This is a genomic window from Dactylosporangium sp. NPDC051484 (assembly GCF_040689395.1).
Taxonomy (GTDB): Bacteria; Actinomycetota; Actinomycetes; order Mycobacteriales; family Micromonosporaceae; genus Dactylosporangium.
In genome coordinates, this window is record NZ_JBFAZX010000016.1 from 58,318 (window position 1) to 74,093 (window position 15,776).

Sequence of the window (15,776 nt, forward strand, 5' to 3'; positions counted from 1 at the left end):
GACGACGCGCTGATCGCGGCGCAGCGGATGATGCAGTGGTGCACGCGGGCGCCCTCGATCGAGGACGACGTGGCGCTGGCCAACATCGCGCTCGACCTGCTGGGTCAGGCGCGCCTCCTGCTGGGCCGGGCCGGGGAGCTGGAGGGCGCCGGCCGCGACGAGGACGCCCTCGCGATGCGGCGCGACGAGCACGAGTTCCACAACGTCCTGCTGGTCGAACTGGACAACGGCGACTTCGCGGTGTCGGTCGCCAAGCTGCTGTGCTTCTCGCTGTACCAGCGGCTGCTGTACGAGCGGCTGAGCGCCTCGGCCGACGCGGTGCTGGCCGGCGTCGCGCAGAAGGCGGCGAAGGAGACCGTCTACCACGTCGACTACGCGGCCGGGTGGGTCGTCCGGCTCGGCGACGGCACCACGGAGTCAGCGGCCCGGATGCTCTCGGCCGTCGAGGAGATCTGGCCGTACACGTCCGAGCTGTTCGCCGACGACGAGGTGAGTTCCGCGGCCGCCGCCGATGGGCTCGGCATCGCCCCGTCGACCCTGCGGGAGCCGTGGTCACAGGCGGTGGACGAGGTACTCGCCGAGGCGCGGCTGCCCCGCCCGCCCGACGGCTGGCGGCCGGCCGGCGGGCGGGCGGGCGCGCACACCGAGGCGTTCGGATATCTCGTCGGCGAGATGCAGGTCCTGCACCGCGCCCACCCGGGGGCGAGCTGGTGAACGCCGCATCCTCGGCGCAGGGCACCGCCTGGGCCGCCGCGGCCACCGTGGCGGACCCAGAGCTGCCGGTGCTGACCATCGCCGAGCTCGGCATCCTGCGCCAGGTCGAGGTCGACGGCTCCCGCGTGACGGTGACGGTGACGCCGACGTACCTGGGCTGCCCGGCGATGGATGTCATCGCCGCCGGGATCGTCGCCGCGGTACAGGCCGCGGGGTTCGGCCCGGTGGAGGTGGTGCGCTCGCTCTCCCCGGCCTGGACCACCGCGTGGCTCGGTGCGCAGGCGCGGGAGAAGCTCCTGGCCGCCGGGATCGCTCCGCCGGGGCCGGGGCCGAGGCTCCTGCCGCTGCCGACCCGCCGGGAAGCGCCGCCGTGCCCGCGCTGCGGCGCCGCCGCGACGACCGAGCTGTCCCGCTTCGGCGCCGCCGCCTGTATGGCGCTGTGGCGCTGCACCGGCTGCGGCGAACCGTTCGAACACCTGAAGGAGCACTGTTGACGCCAGCCTCCCCGCCTGCGCTGATCAGCGCTCGCACCCGGTTCCACGACCTGACCGTCGGCGGGGTCGAGCCCGCCTCCGACGACCGCACCTCGCTGGCGCTCACGCTGCTGGTGCCGCCGCCGCTGCGCCCCGTGTTCGCCTTCGCCCCCGGCCAGCACCTGACCCTGCGCACCGACCGGGCCGGCGTGGACGTCCGCCGCTCGTACTCGCTGTGCTCCACGCCCGGCGAACTGCTGCGCGACGGCACCCTGCGCATCGGCGTGCGGCTGCTGCCCGGCGGCGTGTTCGGCGCGCACCTGGCCGCCGCCGGGGCCGGTGACACCGTCGAGGCGCTACCACCCCTCGGCGCCTTCGTCACGGCCCCGGACCCGCGACGCCGGCGCCGCTACGTCGCGCTGGCCGCCGGCTCGGGGATCACGCCGGTGCTGTCGCTGGCCACCACCGTCCTGCAGACCGAGCCGCAGAGCGAGTTCATCCTGTTGTACGGCAACCGCACAGCCGCGTCGGCGATGTTCCTGGCGGAGCTGGCCGACCTCAAGGACCGCCACGCGACGCGGCTGGCGGTCACCCACGCGTACTCCCGCGACCCCGCGCTCAGCGCGCCGGCCCGGTTCGACGACGCGACGCTGCGCCTGCTCCTGCGCACGGCGATCGACGTGAGCACGGTCGACGAATGGTTCGTCTGCGGCCCGTACCCGCTGGTGACGAACGGCCGAGACACGCTGGCCGCCCTCGGCGTCCCCGCGGGCCGGGTGCGGACCGAGCTGTTCCACGCGGCGCGGCCCGCACCGGCCGCCGAGCCCGGCCCGGCCGGGGGCATCCCGACTGGGGACGACTCGGCCGGCGGCGCCGCCTACGCCCTGACGGTCCTGCTCAACGGCCACGCCACCGAGGTCCTCGCCGAGCGCGGCCGGCCGGTGCTCGACGCGGCCCTCAGGGCCCGTCCGGAGCTGCCGTACTCGTGCCGGACCGGCGTGTGCGGCACCTGCCGGGGCCGCGTCGTCTCCGGGTCCGTGCGCACGCCCCCGACGTGGACGCTCGGCGAGGACGAGCTGGCGGCGGGCCACGTCCTGACGTGCCAGGCCACCGCCGAGGGCGACGAGCTCACCGTCGACTTCGACGTGTTCTGACGCGACCCGCACCGCCCGCGAGAAACGGATCCGGCGCACCACGACGATGCAGCGGTCGTGCAAATCCGGCCAATTCCGGTGAGTGTGACGTTCGACACCTCACTCGTCAGGGTCGGAAAGATCGCGCCATAAGTACAGCCGTCAGCGACGACATTACATTCACTCTCGCGGATTAGTAATTGCGCGTGCAACACCATTCAGCTCGGATGTCTTGACGCATCGCGTCCGGCCCAACAAACTGTCCGGGAAGCACGCCCGATTGCGCCGTCCGCATTTTGCATTGGCGTTGAGGAATCTGACTCTGAACGACATTGCTGCACTCGAAAGGTCAGGGCCTGCCGTGCCGACGCTGCCGGAGATCAAGTCGCTGCATTACCACGCGGAAAAGGTCATCGAGATCGCCCTGGGACTGCGCGATCCCGACGACCCGCCCGCCCTTCAGAACGTCGAACAGCTGGTGACGCGACTCGTCCGCCAGTCCCACCGGCGCTCGCTGCTCGTGCAGGCCAGCTTCGGCGCCGTGCCGGTGCCGGACGGCCTCGCGGCCCTGCAGCAGCTGCAGACCGAACTGTCGCCGGTCAACGCCCGCACCACCGTGCTGTTCACCCGGGAGGCGATCGTCGGCGAGGAGTCCGCGCAGTGGGTGCTGCGGCTCGCCGCCCGCGGCGCCACCGTGCGCCTCTACGGCGCCGCCCTGCCCACGATGGCGATCGTGGACGGCAAGGTCGCGCTGGTCGCCGTTGCCGGCGGCACCCAGCTGACCAGCGTGTACGAACCCGTCGCGATCCAGGCCATGCAGACGCTGCACGCCGCCATCTGGGACAGCGCGGTACCCCTGGCGGAGGTGAGCGAGGTCGACATGTCCTGGACCGAGGACCCGATGACCCGCCGCGTGCTGGACATGCTCGGGTCCGGCCGCACCGACGAGGTCGCGGCCCGCGAGCTGAACCTGTCGGTGCGCACCTACCGCCGGTACGTGGCCGGGCTCATGGCCCGGGTCGACGCCCGGTCCCGGTTCCACGCCGGCATCCGGGTGGCGCGGCTGGGGCTCGACCAGATCTGAGCGGTCACCGGCCGGCGAGGGTGTCCAGGAGCGCGGCGAGCGCGGCCCCGTAGGCGTGCGCCGGCGGGGTGGCGAAGCCGATCACCAGGCTGGCCGGCCGGTCACCGGCCGACGCGCGCCGCAGATAGTGGCCGAGGGTGTGCACCTGCACCGACGCCGCGCGCAGCCGCCGCTGCAGGTCCGGCTCCGCGCCACCCGGCACCTCCAGGATCGTGTGCAGGCCGGCGGCCGGGCCGGCGATGCGGGCGCCGGGCAGCCGCCGGGCCACCGCCTCGGTCAGCGCGTCCCGCCGCCGGCGGTAGGCCAGCCGCGCCGCACGCAGGTGGCGGTCGTACGCGCCGGTGCCGAGCAGGCCGGCGAAGGCCAGCTGCTCGATCGAGCCGGTCTGGCGGTCGGCGAGCTCCTTGGCCGCGGTCAGCGGCCCGAGCAGCCGCGGTGGACAGGCGATCCAGCCCAGCCGGACGGCCGGCCCGAGCGACTTGCTGGTGGACCCGACGTAGATCACCTTGTCCGGGAGCCGGCCCTGCAGCGCGCCGATCGGATGGCGGGCGTAGCGGAAATCGCCGTCGTAGTCGTCCTCGACGATCCAGGTGCCGGCGGTACGTGCCATCCTGAGCAGCTCCGCCCGGCGCGCCGGGGTCATGGTCACGCCGCTGGGAAACTGGTGCGCGGGCGTGCACACGACCACGTCCGGCGCCGGGTCGGGCGGCACGATGCCGCCGTCGTCCACCGGGGCGTCGATGACGCGCAGCCGGCGGGCGACGATGGCCACGTGGTCGGCCATCGCCGGGTCCTCCATGGCGGCGGTGCGCCCGCCGGCGTCGGCCAGCACGTCGGCCAGCAGATGCAAAGCCTGGGTGTACCCCGAGCAGATCACCAGGTGGTCGGGGTCCACGCGCACACCTCGGACCCGGCCCAGGTAGGCGGCGAGCGTCGCGCGCAGCTCCGGGCGGCCCCGCGGGTCGCCGTACCCGAACGCCGCGGCCGGCGCGTCGCGGGCCACCCGCAGCAGTTCCCGCGCCCATGCCTCCCGCGGGAAGGCGGCCACGTCGGGCCGGCCGGGGCGCAGGTCGTGCACCGGTGCCGGCGGCACGGGCTCGGCCGGCACCGGCGCGGCCAGGGGCGCGGCCGCACCGTCGGCGACCCACGTGCCCCGGCCCACCGCCCCAACCACCCAGCCCTCGGCGACGAGCTGGGCGTAGGCCTGGGTCACCGTGCCGCGGGCCAGCCCGAGCTGCTCGGCCAGGTCCCGCGACGACGGCAGCCTGGTCCGCGGGCCGAGCCGGCCCGAGCGGATCGCCTCCCGCAGCGCGTTCTCGACCGCCACCCGCCGCGTGCCCGGCCCGCTCATCTCGACCAGCAGGTCCAAGCCGCTGCGTTGTGCTGCGTCCACCGGAGAGATGGTAGGCCGTCGAAGTCCGCTGCCGCCCCGCGCGCGATGGCTCACTCCCGCAATGGCTCACTCGACGGGCGGCCCAATGGACCACGGCGGTGCGCCGGGCGCGGTTTAGCGTGATGGCATGGCCCAGCCGAGCCCCGCGGGAGCCGCGGCGCCCGCCGCGCCCGCACCCGAGTCCGGAATCAGCCGGTCCATGGTCCTGCTCATGGCGTTCGCCGTGGGCGCGATCGTGGCCGACCTCTACTACGTCCAGCCCCTCCTGCCCGACCTGAGCGCCGACCTCGGCGGCTCCGCGGACACGGTCGGGCTCAGCGTGACCGTGACGCAGCTCGGGTACGCCGCCGGCCTGATCCTGCTTGTGCCGCTGGGCGACCTGCTGGCCAACCGCGCGCTCGTGGTCGGCATGCTGACGGTCGGCTCGGTCGCCCTGGCCGCGACGGCGGCCGCCCCGGGCCCGCTGGCCCTGCTGCTGTCGCTCGCCGTCGTGGGCCTGTCCAGCACGGCGATCAACGTGCTCATCCAGCTCGCCGCGAGCCTCGCCCGGGATCACGAACGGGGCCGTGTCGTGGGCACGCTGATGACCGGGCTGTTCCTCGGCGTGCTGCTGGCCCGCACCGTTGCCGGCGCCGTCGGCGAGCTGGCCGGGTGGCGGGCCGTCTACATTCTCGGCGCCGTGCTCATCGCCGCCCTCGCGGTGGCGCTGCGGGTGAAGCTGCCGGCGCTGTCCGCGCGCGGCGGCAGCACCTACCCGCGCCTGCTGACCTCGGTCGTCGCCATCGTGCGGCGGGAGCCGTTCCTGCGCCGGCGGATGGCGTTCGGCTTCGCCGGGTTCGCCGCGTTCCAGCTGCTGTGGACGTCGCTGCCGTTCCTGCTGTCCGGCGACCCCTACCGGTATTCCAGCGCCACCATCGGGCTGTTCGGCCTCGTCGGCGCGGCCGGCGTGCTGTGCGCCCAGGTCGCGGGCCGGCTGCTGGACCGCGGCCTGGCCCACCCGGCCACCGGCGTGCTGGCCCTGTGCCTCGCCACGGCCTGGGCGCTGGCCTTCGCCGGCCGCACCGAGCTGATCGTGCTGGTGATCGGGATCGTCCTGCTCGACATCGGCGTGCAGGGCGTCCACGTGCTCAACCAGACCCGCATCTACGTGTACGAGCCGGCCATCCGGGCCCGGGTGACCACCGCCTACATGACGGCGTACTTCCTGGGCGGAGCGTTCGGCGGCGGCCTCGCTGTCTCCCTCGTCCCCCGCGCCGGCTGGGCCGGCGTCTGCATCGCCGGTGGCGCGCTCGCCGCGGTGACCACACTGCTGTGGCTCACCGACCGACGCGTCGCCGAACCCGCACCTCCACAGTAGGGAGAGCCCTGACATGCGCATCTTCGTCGCCGGAGCCCACGGGGCGGTCGGGCGCCTGCTCGTGCCGCGGCTGCTCGCCGACGGCCACGAAGTGATCGGCACCAGCCGCGGCGAGGCCGGCGTCCGGGCCCTGGCCGGCCTGGGTGCCTCCGGTGTCCAGGTGGACGTCTACGACCGCGCCGCGCTGACCACCGCCGTGACCACCGCCGCGCCGGATGTCGTGGTGCACCAGCTGACCGACCTCGCCGGCGGCAACCCCGCCGACAACGCGCGGATCCGCCGGGAGGGCACCCGCAACCTCGTCGACGCGGCGAAGGCGGCCGGCGTCCGACGCCTGGTGGTCCAGTCCATCGCCTGGGCCTACGCCCCCGGTGACACCCCGGCCACCGAGGACACGCCGCTGGACCTGGCGGCGGACGGCCCCCGGGCCACGACCGTCGGCGGCGTGCACGCGCTCGAGACCCAGGCCGCCGAGATCGGCGAGCACGTCGTGCTGCGCTACGGCACCTTCTACGGCCCCGGGACCTGGTACCGCCGGGACGACCGCGTCGGCCGGCAGTTCCGCGACGCCGCCTTCACCGCCAACGACGGCGTCACGTCGTTCGTCCACGTCGAGGACGCTGCGGTCGCCGCGGCCCAGGCGGTGCGCTGGCCCACCGGCACGTACAACATCACCGACGACGAGCCCGCCCCGGCGCACGTGTGGGCTCCGGTCTTCGCCGAGGCGCTCGACGCGCCCCGCCCCGCGGTCACCGAGGGCCGGGCCGGCTGGGAGCGCGGCGCCGACAACACGCTGGCCCGCACAAAACTCGACTGGCACCCGAAATACGCGACCTGGCGCGACGGCTTCACCGCACTCGCCCCCGCCTGAATCTGGACCAGAATACGACGCGGCCGCAGCGGCGATGTCATTGCGACCGGCACAGAGTGGTGCGAAGTTCGCCGCGACGGCGGGGGTTTTCCGATGGCCTCGGACCCCCGCCACTTGCCGTTCTGATCCGGCCCGTACACCTACGCAATTCTGCGTAGGTGTACGCCCGCAGCCGATGGACGACTGGGGTGCGCTACCACCGGCACAGTGGACACCTGACCGAACAGTGGCCTCAAGCCACCGGCGGCAATCCAAAGGCATGTCACCCAGACATGACGGCGTGTCCCCAATGAAGGAGTCCGGCTGACATGACCACCAACAACGCGCTGAGCCCGAGCCGCCTGACGCTCGGCCTGGCCCTGATCGTCGCCGGTAGCGGCGTCCTGACCCAGTTCCTCGTCGGCGTGCCCGGCTTCCCGAAGATCCCACCCGGCCCCATCATCCTCGGTGTGGCAGGCATCATCGTGCTCGCACTCGGGCGGTCCCGCTGGCCGCTTGTCGTCGGTCTGCTGGCCGCCCTGTTCGTGACCTTGGGCGGCCTGATCGAGGGGTCGGTCTGGTCCCGGATCGGCAACCCCGGGCAGTTCGACGTCTGGATCGGGGTAGCCCTCCAGTGGGTCGGCCTGGTTGGCGCGTTGATCACAGCCGTGTTGGCGCTGACGCGTGCGTACTCCCGCGCGCGCACCCCGGCCGTCGACTGACTAGGCCACGAGAAACTCGTGCCAGTTGCGGATGGCCCGGCGCGCAACGCATGCCGGACCATCCGCGGCTTGACGTAGTTGAGATACGCCCCTGGACGGTTCTCTCCGCCCGTCGCGCGGGATCACAATGCGGGATAGAGAGTTTTCGACGACCACGGAGTAATGGATGGATACGGCGACGGTCGGCAAGAACCCGGTGACCGCACTACTCGCGCGGCCCCGGCGCCCGATCGTGACGGTCGCCTACACGGTGGGCGCGGTGTTGATGGCCTCCGGCATCTTCCACTTCGGGGTCTTCCTCATCGACGGTGGGAACTGGGACGGGCCGGTGTCCTGGCGCAAGCCCACCACCTTCGGGCTGTCCTTCGGCCTGACCCTGATCACGGTGGCCTGGATCGCGGGGCTGCTGCAGATGCGGGAGCGGACCCGGGCGATACTGCTCGGCCTCTTCACCGCCGACTGCGTCCTAGAGGTCACCGGCATCAGTGTGCAGGCCTGGCGCCGGGTGCCGTCGCACTTCAACACGTCGACGCCGGTAAACCGCACAATCGCGATGAGCCTTGCGGTCGGCGGCGCGGTGCTGGTCATCGTGCTCACCACGCTCGCGGTCATCGCCTTCCGGGGCCGCATCCGCGGCGGACACGACATCCGGTTGGCGCTGCGCGCCGGCTTCGCGTTCCTGCTCCTCAGCCTGGCCACCGGGGCCGCCATGATCGCCAAGGGCACCGTGCTGTACCGCTCCGGCGAGGAGCAGCGGGCCTACGACACGGCCGGCTCGTGGAAGCCGGTGCACGGCGTCGCCCTCCACGCCATTCTTGTGCTGCCGCTCGTCGCCGAGGTGGGCCGGCTGCTGGGCTGGAACGAGCGCCGCCGGCACCTCGTGATCGTCGGCGCGACCGGGCTCTACGTGGTTGCGACGCTGGTCGCGGTCTGGATGTCCGTCCGGTGACAGCCGGCTGCTCCGCCGCCGGACCGCCGACGCATTAGCCCTGCTTTCCACGGCGGTGACGGTGCCGGCTCGTTCCACTTGGCCTCGTCGTCGCCGCACAGGTCGGTGACCGTCCGCATCGCAGGGGCGTGGGGCCCGGGTTCTCATCATCGTTGCACGGTCAGGCCCGACCTGACGGCGATGACCACCAGTTGCGCCCGGGATCGCGCGCCCAGCTTTGCCATGGCCCGGCTCACGTGGGTACGCACCGTGGCGGGGCTGACGAACAGTTCGACGGCGATTTCCTCGTTGGACGCACCAGTGGCCACCCAGGCCACCGTCTCCCGTTCGCGGTCGGTCAGCCCGTCCAGGCTTGGGTCGGTGGCCGGGCGCGACGCCGGCTGCTGGGCGAAGAGCGAAACCACTCGGCGAGTGACCGACGGGGACAGCAGCGCCTCCCCCGCCTTCACCACCCTGACCGCCCGGGCCAGTTCCGCAGGGGCGGCGTCCTTGAGGATGAAGCCGCCGGCGCCGGCTTGCAGCGCCGAGAAGATGTACTTGTCGATCTCAAACGTGGTCACCATGATCACCCGGGTGTCCGCGATCGCGGGATCCGCGTGGATCTGCCGCAGTGTCTCCAGGCCATCCATGCCGGGCATCCGGATATCCAGCAACAGGATGTCGGGGTGCACGCGGCGCAGCAGGTGCAACGTGTCGTAACCGCTGCTGGCCTCGCCGGCGATCTCCATGTCGCTTTCCCGCTCGACCAGCGCGCGCAGGCCCATCCGGACGAGCTCGTGGTCGTCCGCGATCGCTACCCGGATCATGAGGATCTCTCCCACATAGGTATACAGGCCTCCACCCAGAACCCGCTGCCGTCGCGCGAGCCCGCCGTGAAGCGCCCGCCCACCGCTTCCACCCGGTGCCGCATGCCGGCCAGGCCGCGGCCTGCCTCCGGTTCGGCGGGGCTTCCGCGTCCCTGATCGTCCACCCGCACGACGAGGAACTCCTGCGACTGACGGATCGACACCCGGGCCACCGTACGACCGGCGTGCCGCAGCACGTTGGTCAACGACTCCTGCACCACCCGGTAGGCCACGCCACCGGTCCGCACGCTCGGGGTGCGCTCGATGTCGCGGATCTGCAGGATCACCGGAAGCCCGCTGCTTCGGACCTGGTCGACCAGTTCGAAAACTCCGGCCAACCCGACCCGGTCGTCGGCCGGCGCCAGCGCAGCGGGGCGGGGCGATTCGGCCCCGTGCTCTGGTGAGGTGTCGTCGTGGAACGTGTCGAGCATGCCGCGCAGCGCGGCCAGTGACTTCGCGCTGGTCGTCTGGATCGCCTCGAGCGAGCGACGGGCCTGCTCCGGCTTCTCGTCGAAGGTCAACAGGGCCACCCCGGCCTGCATGGACACCAGCGCGAACCCGTGCCCTGCCACGTCGTGCACCTCCGCGGCCAGCTTCATCCGCTCCTCGATCGCGCCCCGGGCGATAAGGTGGCGGCGCTGGCGCTCGCGGTTGGCCGCCATATTCTGCACCAGGGTCCCGACCGACCACGGCGCCACGAGCCAGCCCATCCAGGCGAGCGCGAGCAGCCACGGCAGGTCGATGTCATGAGTCAGCCGGACGTAGCCGATCACCGCCGTGACCAGTGCGGCGGCGCCGCAGGTCGGCACAGAGACGCGCAACGGACTGCGGCGCGCGACATCGTAGATGGCGACGACGGCACAGAGCTGGACCGGGCCGTACGGATAACCGGCGAGGAGGTAGCCGTTGACCATCACGACCGCGGCCGCGAGCGCCCGGACCGGACTGCGCCAGCGCAGCAGGCCGGTCAGCATGACCGCCGCGACGACTACCGCACCGGCCGACAGATCGAAGGGCCGTACCCGATGCTGAAACTCCGCCTGCGGGATCGCCGCCACGAGCGAGCCGACCACCACACAGGCGGCGGCCAGCCCCACAATCACGATCTTCCACATCGCCGGCAGCCACGGGTGTGTGGCCGCGGACCGTTCGGCCCTGCTCCCCGCCCCCAACCTCACCGGTCGAGCCTATGATGTCGAAGTGTCGGGTGCCCGCGCCGCAGCGCCGCAAACGCATGCTCCGCATCACTGAGCGGCAACGCCTCCCGCCTGTCGTCGGTGCGCAACGACCGCACCAGGCCCTGCACGTCGGCGGATGCCAGCCGCGCGTGGCCTTCCACCCCGGCCAGCGTTGCCCGCTCAATGGCCAGCGCGTAGAGGCACCACGCCGTGGCCAACATCGGATCCTGACAGACCCCGAGCGTGGTGCCGATCAGCGTGGCCGCCCCGGCGGTCACCGTGGCGCCGAACGGGAGCCGCCGCCGGGCGAGCATCACGACGCCGGTGACGAGCGCCAGGCACGCACCGATCAGCTCGCGCTGCCAGCCTCCGGCGCTGAGCGTGGGCAAGGCCCAGAACATCCCGACCACGACCAACGACGCCCCGACGTCCGCCGCCCGCGGCGAATCCGTCTAGAGGTCGTGCTCGACCGCAGCCATGCCTCTCATGATGCTCGATCTCGGACCGCCGTGGGCCGCGCGCCGGATCGTGTCACCGCTCGGCGTCGCGTCATCGCGGCGCGGTGGCGAGGTCTGGCTCGGTGAGGTACTGGCGCAGGGCGTGTGCGTCGTGCGCAGTGGCGGTGATCAGCGATGCCAGTCCAGCCAGCGGCATGCGTACGGCGGTGGGGCCGAGCACGAACGGCGCACCCGGTGCCGCGCCTGGGTGAACGTGCAGCAGCGATCCGGTCGCTTTGGCGGCGCCGAGGACGGCCGGTCCGGCCCAGCCGTCGGCGCCGGGACCGATGTCGAGCCTCTGGCGCAGCAGTGGCCGTCCGGCGTAGGTCACCGACGTGATGATGGTGACCTCGCCGGGTTGTTCGTCGTGCCGGCCGCAGAGGAGCTCGTCGCGCCACAGCAACGCCGCGCCTTCGGCGACGTCGACGGTCGCGGCGGTGGTGTGCCGGCAGCCGGCGGCGGCGATGGTCTGTTCGGGTAGCCAGTGCAGCGTCCCGCCGGCAGCGACGGACGCGCGGACGGTGACATGCGAGCGGGCACCGGCAGGCGAGGGTAGGGCGAGCGACGCGGCGACGCTGCGAAGGCACAGCGTCGCGTGTGGCCTGACTTCGATGTCCAGTCGCAGGTCGTCCCCGCCGAGCGGGCCGGCGGCTCCGCCGACCAGGTGCACGGTGGCCGCGCCGGCGTAGACGTCGGTTCGGCGCAGCAGCAGGGGGCTCTCGCCGCGTAATTGGGCGAGCCGGGTGCCGCCGCGGCCGTCAGCCTCGGCGACGACCCTGGCGTGCGCCCGCATCAGTGGGTCTCGGTGTGTGCGTGGTGCGTGCTCTGGCGGTGGGCGACGAGGTGGCGTACCCAGTCGGCGACTGTGGTGGCGTGCTGGTCGGTCGCGATCGACAGGAAGATCGTGGGCAGCTGGCCGCGGCGGGCTCGGGCGTCGCGGTCCATGATGGACAGGTCGGCGCCGACCATGGGCGCCAGGTCGGTCTTGTTGATGACCAGCAGGTCGGCGGCGGTGACCCCGGGCCCGCCTTTGCGCGGGACCTTGTCGCCGCCGGCCACGTCGACGACGAAGATCTGGTAGTCGATGAGCCCTTTGCTGAAGGTGGCGGTGAGGTTGTCGCCGCCGCTTTCCACCAGCAGCAGGTCCAGTGGCCCGAGCACGGTTTCCAGTTCCTCGATGGCGTCGAGGTTGGCTGAGATGTCGTCGCGGATCGCGGTGTGGGGGCAGCAGCCGGTCTCCACGGCGCGGATGCGTTCGGGTGGCAGGACCGCGTTGCGTTTGAGGAAGTCGGCATCTTCGGTGGTGTAGATGTCGTTGGTGACCACGCCGAGGCGCAGTTCGCTGCCGAGGCTGCGGCACAGCGCGGCGACCAGGGCGGTCTTGCCGGAACCGACGGGACCGCCGATGCCGATGCGCAGCGCCCGTCCGGCGGACGTGAGAGGGGCATGCGGGTCGACGTCGGGGTGCGGGTGGCTGTGCGGAACGGTCTCGTCGTGGTGGATGTCAGGACGCAAAGAGACGCACCTCCCAGGTGGCGTGAGTTTCGGCGTGAATGTCGGCCAGCGGCGCGGTGTTGGCCGGCAGGTCGGCGGGTGGTCCGCCCGCGTCGGCTGCCGCGACGGTCGCTATCTGGTCGCAGGCGCGGGCCAGGCGGGCCAGCAGGGCCTGCGCCTGGTACGGGTCCAGGCCGAGAAGTCGTACGGCGGCGCTGGCCGGGCCGGTGACGATCCCGTGCGTGGCGATCAGCGCGGTCTGCTGCGTGGTGAGGTTCGCGGCGGCTGCGGTGAGCCCGAGCGCGATCGGGTGGTGGCAGCCGTCGGGGTGGCGGGGCGCGTGGGCGAACAGCGGCGAGGGCCAGGTGGCCCGGCCGGCGCGCAGCAGCGCCCGTCCCTGCCGGCGTGAGGCCAGCCGCAGCGCGGGCGAGGCGGTACGGGCGTCCAGTTCCGCGTCGAGCCGCGCCAGGGCGTCACCGAGCGGTGCCGCCGCGGCCGCCGCGAGCCGGGTGGCCGCGGCGAAGGCCGCCGTCACCGGGCCGGCGGTGCTCAGCCGGCCGCGCAGGAATGCTTCCAGCTCGCCGATGCCGGTGACCCGTCCTGCGGCCACCGCCGCCTCCAGGCCGTTGGAGTGGGCGTGGCCGCCGGAGGGGAACCGGCCGTCGGCGAGCAGGAGCAGCGTCGTGGTGTCCATGCGGCTAGAACAGGAAGTAGCGCTGGGCCATGGGCAGTTCGGTGACCGGATCCGGGTCCACCACCGCTCCGTCGACGCGGACGGTGAACGTGTCGGGCTCGACCTCGATGCGTGGCATGGCGTTGTTGTGCGGAAGGTCGGCCTTGCCGCGGGAGCGCACGTCGGCGACCGGGACGAGCCGGCGTTTGACGTCCAGTTCCAGCCCTGCCTCCAGCGCCGCCGGGGCCACGAACGCGACGCTGGTCGCCGCCGGCACGACGCCGTAGGCGCCGAACATCGGCCGCGGCAGGACCGGCTGCGGGGTGGGGATGGATGCGTTGGCGTCGCCCATCTGCGCCCACGCGATCATGCCGCCCTTGACGACCAGGTGCGGGCGTACACCGAAGAACGCCGGATCCCACAGCACCAGGTCGGCGAGCTTGCCGGTCTCCACCGAGCCGATCTCGGTCTCCAGCCCGTTGGCCATCGCCGCGCAGATGGTGTATTTGGCCACGTAACGGCGGGCGCGGTGGTTGTCGGCCGCGCCGTCGCCCGGCAACGCACCGACCCGGGCCTTCATCACGTGGGCGGTCTGCCACGTGCGCATCACCACCTCGCCGACGCGGCCCATCGCCTGCGCGTCCGAGCCGATGATCGAGATGGCGCCAAGGTCGTGCAGCAGGTCCTCGGCGGCCATCGTCGAGGGCCGGATACGGCTTTCGGCGAAGGCCAGATCCTCCGGGATGGACGGGGACAGGTGGTGGCACACCATGAGCATGTCCAGGTGCTCGGCGAGGGTGTTGCGGGTGTACGGCCGGGTCGGGTTGGTCGAGGATGGCAGCACGTTGGGATGGCCGGCGATCGTGATGATGTCCGGCGCGTGGCCGCCACCGGCGCCCTCGGTGTGGTAGGCATGGATGGCCCGCCCGTTGATCGCCTTCAGGGTGTCATGGACGAACCCGGCCTCGTTGAGCGTGTCGGTGTGGATGGACACCTGCACGCCGGAGGCGTCGGCGACGCGCAGGCACGCGTCGATGGCCGCCGGGGTGGTGCCCCAGTCCTCGTGCAGCTTGAACCCGCCCGCTCCGGCGCGCAGCTGCTCCCACATCGCCGCCTCGGAGACGGTGTTGCCCTTGCCCAGCAGGAGGACGTTGACCGGCCACACGTCGAGTGCCTCGTGCATGCGGGCCAGGTGCCAGGCGTTGGAGGTGACGGTGGTGGCCTTGCTGCTCTCGGCTGGGCCGACCCCGCCGCCGACGAGGGTGGTGACACCGCCGGCGAGGGCTTCGGTGACGATCTGCGGGCAGATGAAGTGCACGTGGGTGTCGACCGCACCGGCGGTGAGGATCTTGCCGTTGCCGGAGACGATCTCGGTGGACGGGCCGATCACCAGATCGGGGTGGACGCCGTGCATGGTGTCGGGGTTGCCGGCCTTGCCGATCGCCACGATGCGGCCGTCGCGGATGCCGACGTCGGCTTTGACGATGCCCCAATGGTCCAGGATCACCGCGCCGGTGATGACGGTGTCGGGGGTGCCTTCGGCGCGAGTGGCCCGAGACTGGCCCATCGACTCGCGGATCACCTTGCCGCCGCCGAAGACGGCCTCGTCGCCGCCGGCGCAGTGGTCGGCCTCGACCTGGATGAGCAGGTTGGTGTCGGCGAGCCGGACGCGGTCGCCGGTGGTCGGCCCGTAGAGGGCGGCGTATCGCCGCCGGTCCAACAAGGTCACAGTGTCGCCTTCCGTTCGCGCGTCACCGCGCCATGTTTGCCGTTACGCCCGTGGGGCGCGCCGCGCTGGCCGGGCGCGCTCACAGGGCACCACCGCATTCGCCACGCAGGCCCGGCACGATCCGCGCCCCCGCCAGCGGCACCAGGTCGACCTGCCGGGTCACGCCGGGTTCGAAGCGCACCGCGGTCCCCGCCGGGACGGCGAGCCGCTGCCCCCACGCCGCGACACGGTCGAAGTCCAGGGCCGGGTTGGCCTCGGCGAAGTGGTAGTGCGAGCCGACCTGCACGGGGCGATCGGCGGTGTTGGTCACCATCAGCGTGGTCACCGGCCGCCCGGCGTTGATCTCAACCGGCCCGTCGGCCGGGAGGAGCTCACCGGGAATCATCCGATCGGCTGGTGCACCGTCACCAGCTTCGTGCCGTCCGGGAACGTCGCCTCCACCTGCACCTCCTTCAGCATCTCGGGGACACCGTCGAGCACGTCGTCACGGGTCAACACGTGCCGTCCGGTCTCCATGAGCTCGACCACGGTGCGGCCGTCGCGGGCACCTTCCAGCAGGAACGTGGTGATGACGGCGATCGCCTCGGGGTGGTTGAGCCGCAGGCCGCGCTCGCGCCGGCGGCGGGCCACGTCGGCGGCGACGTGGATGAGCAGGCGCTCCTGCTCGTGCGGGGTCAAGAACACA

Annotated in this window: 18 protein-coding genes; 8 read left to right on the forward strand and 10 right to left on the reverse strand. The window is 72.6% G+C overall.

Annotated features, from left to right (window positions below; all coding sequences use genetic code 11):
* Positions 1 to 27 precede the first annotated feature (27 nt).
* From paaC to AB0367_RS24415, 4 genes are all read left to right on the forward strand, one after another.
* Entirely contained in the window at positions 28 to 714 is a 687-nt protein-coding gene (gene paaC, locus AB0367_RS24400) for a 1,2-phenylacetyl-CoA epoxidase subunit PaaC (RefSeq protein ID WP_366228775.1), read from the forward strand.
* Positions 711 to 1,208: a 1,2-phenylacetyl-CoA epoxidase subunit PaaD gene (gene paaD / locus AB0367_RS24405; RefSeq protein ID WP_366228713.1), complete on the forward strand. Its 498-nt coding sequence runs from the start codon at positions 711 to 713 to the stop codon at positions 1,206 to 1,208. The genes paaC and paaD overlap by 4 nt, the downstream gene beginning before the upstream one ends.
* On the forward strand, positions 1,205 to 2,341 hold the full coding sequence (locus tag AB0367_RS24410) for a 2Fe-2S iron-sulfur cluster-binding protein (protein WP_366228714.1): 1,137 nt from the start codon (positions 1,205 to 1,207) through the stop codon (positions 2,339 to 2,341). Before paaD ends, AB0367_RS24410 begins: the two co-directional genes overlap by 4 nt.
* Before the next feature lie 340 nt (positions 2,342 to 2,681).
* Positions 2,682 to 3,404: a hypothetical protein gene (locus tag AB0367_RS24415; protein WP_366228715.1), complete on the forward strand. Its 723-nt coding sequence runs from the start codon at positions 2,682 to 2,684 to the stop codon at positions 3,402 to 3,404.
* A gap of 4 nt (positions 3,405 to 3,408) precedes the next feature.
* Here AB0367_RS24415 and AB0367_RS24420 read toward each other — a convergent pair whose 3' ends face one another.
* Entirely contained in the window at positions 3,409 to 4,797 is a 1,389-nt protein-coding gene (locus tag AB0367_RS24420) for a PLP-dependent aminotransferase family protein (RefSeq protein WP_366228716.1), read from the reverse strand.
* 127 nt (positions 4,798 to 4,924) lie between these two features.
* Between AB0367_RS24420 and AB0367_RS24425 the strand changes: the two genes are divergently transcribed.
* The 4 genes from AB0367_RS24425 to AB0367_RS24440 all read left to right on the forward strand — a co-directional run bounded on the left by AB0367_RS24425 (position 4,925) and on the right by AB0367_RS24440 (position 8,675).
* The gene (locus AB0367_RS24425; RefSeq protein ID WP_366228717.1) at positions 4,925 to 6,154 is read left to right on the forward strand and encodes an MFS transporter; all 1,230 of its coding nucleotides are present in this window, start codon (positions 4,925 to 4,927) and stop codon (positions 6,152 to 6,154) included.
* Between the two features lie 13 nt (positions 6,155 to 6,167).
* Positions 6,168 to 7,025, forward strand: coding sequence for an NAD(P)-dependent oxidoreductase (locus AB0367_RS24430; protein WP_366228718.1), 858 nt, complete (start codon positions 6,168 to 6,170; stop codon positions 7,023 to 7,025).
* A 308-nt stretch (positions 7,026 to 7,333) separates the two neighbouring features.
* Complete coding sequence (locus AB0367_RS24435) at positions 7,334 to 7,726, forward strand: hypothetical protein (protein WP_366228719.1); 393 nt, start codon at positions 7,334 to 7,336, stop codon at positions 7,724 to 7,726.
* 166 nt (positions 7,727 to 7,892) lie between these two features.
* On the forward strand, positions 7,893 to 8,675 hold the full coding sequence (locus tag AB0367_RS24440; RefSeq protein WP_366228720.1) for a hypothetical protein: 783 nt from the start codon (positions 7,893 to 7,895) through the stop codon (positions 8,673 to 8,675).
* Between the two features lie 146 nt (positions 8,676 to 8,821).
* Here AB0367_RS24440 and AB0367_RS24445 read toward each other — a convergent pair whose 3' ends face one another.
* From AB0367_RS24445 to AB0367_RS24485, 9 genes are all read right to left on the reverse strand, one after another.
* A complete protein-coding gene (locus AB0367_RS24445; protein WP_366228721.1) occupies positions 8,822 to 9,481 on the reverse strand; it encodes a response regulator transcription factor in 660 nt (219 codons plus the stop codon).
* Positions 9,478 to 10,698, reverse strand: a complete 1,221-nt coding sequence (locus AB0367_RS24450; protein ID WP_366228722.1) for a histidine kinase — start codon at positions 10,696 to 10,698, stop codon at positions 9,478 to 9,480. Before AB0367_RS24450 ends, AB0367_RS24445 begins: the two co-directional genes overlap by 4 nt.
* Positions 10,695 to 11,087: a hypothetical protein gene (locus tag AB0367_RS24455; RefSeq protein WP_366228723.1), complete on the reverse strand. Its 393-nt coding sequence runs from the start codon at positions 11,085 to 11,087 to the stop codon at positions 10,695 to 10,697. The genes AB0367_RS24450 and AB0367_RS24455 overlap by 4 nt, the downstream gene beginning before the upstream one ends.
* Positions 11,088 to 11,247: 160 nt before the next feature.
* Positions 11,248 to 11,988 carry an urease accessory protein UreD gene (locus AB0367_RS24460; protein WP_366228724.1) on the reverse strand — a complete coding sequence of 247 codons (741 nt, stop codon included), beginning with the start codon at positions 11,986 to 11,988 and terminating at the stop codon, positions 11,248 to 11,250.
* Positions 11,988 to 12,710, reverse strand: coding sequence for an urease accessory protein UreG (ureG, locus tag AB0367_RS24465; RefSeq protein WP_366228725.1), 723 nt, complete (start codon positions 12,708 to 12,710; stop codon positions 11,988 to 11,990). The genes AB0367_RS24460 and ureG overlap by 1 nt, the downstream gene beginning before the upstream one ends.
* Positions 12,700 to 13,383, reverse strand: a complete 684-nt coding sequence (locus tag AB0367_RS24470; RefSeq protein WP_366228726.1) for an urease accessory UreF family protein — start codon at positions 13,381 to 13,383, stop codon at positions 12,700 to 12,702. Before AB0367_RS24470 ends, ureG begins: the two co-directional genes overlap by 11 nt.
* Before the next feature lie 4 nt (positions 13,384 to 13,387).
* Complete coding sequence (locus AB0367_RS24475; RefSeq protein ID WP_366228727.1) at positions 13,388 to 15,091, reverse strand: urease subunit alpha; 1,704 nt, start codon at positions 15,089 to 15,091, stop codon at positions 13,388 to 13,390.
* A 79-nt stretch (positions 15,092 to 15,170) separates the two neighbouring features.
* Positions 15,171 to 15,476: an urease subunit beta gene (locus AB0367_RS24480; protein ID WP_366228728.1), complete on the reverse strand. Its 306-nt coding sequence runs from the start codon at positions 15,474 to 15,476 to the stop codon at positions 15,171 to 15,173.
* The gene (locus tag AB0367_RS24485) at positions 15,473 to 15,775 is read right to left on the reverse strand and encodes an urease subunit gamma (protein ID WP_366228729.1); all 303 of its coding nucleotides are present in this window, start codon (positions 15,773 to 15,775) and stop codon (positions 15,473 to 15,475) included. The genes AB0367_RS24480 and AB0367_RS24485 overlap by 4 nt, the downstream gene beginning before the upstream one ends.
* Position 15,776 lies beyond the last annotated feature (1 nt).

Bases quoted from the DNA above. Each gene is read 5' to 3' on its own strand.
- paaC (WP_366228775.1), top strand. From the start codon at position 28: ATGATGCAGTGGTGCACGCGGGCGCCCTCGATCGAGGACGACGTGGCG.
- AB0367_RS24425 (WP_366228717.1), top strand. From the start codon at position 4,925: ATGGCCCAGCCGAGCCCCGCGGGAGCCGCGGCGCCCGCCGCGCCCGCA.
- AB0367_RS24430 (WP_366228718.1), top strand. From the start codon at position 6,168: ATGCGCATCTTCGTCGCCGGAGCCCACGGGGCGGTCGGGCGCCTGCTC.
- AB0367_RS24435 (WP_366228719.1), top strand. From the start codon at position 7,334: ATGACCACCAACAACGCGCTGAGCCCGAGCCGCCTGACGCTCGGCCTG.
- AB0367_RS24440 (WP_366228720.1), top strand. From the start codon at position 7,893: ATGGATACGGCGACGGTCGGCAAGAACCCGGTGACCGCACTACTCGCG.
- AB0367_RS24445 (WP_366228721.1), bottom strand. From the start codon at position 9,481: ATGATCCGGGTAGCGATCGCGGACGACCACGAGCTCGTCCGGATGGGC.
- AB0367_RS24460 (WP_366228724.1), bottom strand. From the start codon at position 11,988: ATGCGGGCGCACGCCAGGGTCGTCGCCGAGGCTGACGGCCGCGGCGGC.
- AB0367_RS24470 (WP_366228726.1), bottom strand. From the start codon at position 13,383: ATGGACACCACGACGCTGCTCCTGCTCGCCGACGGCCGGTTCCCCTCC.
- AB0367_RS24480 (WP_366228728.1), bottom strand. From the start codon at position 15,476: ATGATTCCCGGTGAGCTCCTCCCGGCCGACGGGCCGGTTGAGATCAAC.